Raw genomic sequence first — 468 nt, 5'->3', positions numbered from 1 at the left:
CCTTTGCGCGGTGCGCCTTGGATTCGCCCGGATTGGTGTCACAGTCACGGCGCAGTCTGCGCCGTGGAAGAATTTGAGGGTTTGTCTTGAACGAGATTCTTCACGCGCTTTTCAGCACAGAAGGCTTTGTCCTCGGCACGCTGGTGCCATTCCTCTTCGTGCTGACCGTGGTCGTGTTCGTCCACGAAATGGGCCATTACCTTGTCGGGCGCTGGTGCGGCATCGGCGTCAGGGCCTTCTCGATCGGCTTCGGCCCGGAACTCTTCGGCTTCAACGACAGCCACGGCACGCGCTGGAAACTGTGTGCGATACCGCTTGGCGGCTATGTAAAATTCGTCGGCGACATGAACGCCACATCGAGCCAGCCCACGTCGGAAGAAATCGAAACGCTGACCGAGGAAGAGCGCAAGGTCGCCTTCCACACGCAGCCGATCTGGAAGCGCGCGGCAACGGTGGTGGCCGGGCCGC

At 61.1% G+C, this 468-nt stretch carries 1 protein-coding gene; it reads left to right on the top strand.

What is annotated here, in order from left to right:
* Window positions 1–86: 86 nt before the first annotated feature.
* Window positions 87–468 (top strand): site-2 protease family protein (locus EOC94_RS33575; RefSeq protein ID WP_148128468.1); only part of this gene is annotated, 382 nt, incomplete at its 3' end.

Source organism: Mesorhizobium sp. M6A.T.Ce.TU.016.01.1.1, assembly GCF_003997065.1.
Classification (GTDB): Bacteria; Pseudomonadota; Alphaproteobacteria; order Rhizobiales; family Rhizobiaceae; genus Mesorhizobium; species Mesorhizobium mediterraneum.
Note: the sequence above shows the minus strand (reverse complement) of the source record. Positions and strands in the feature narration are given on the sequence as shown.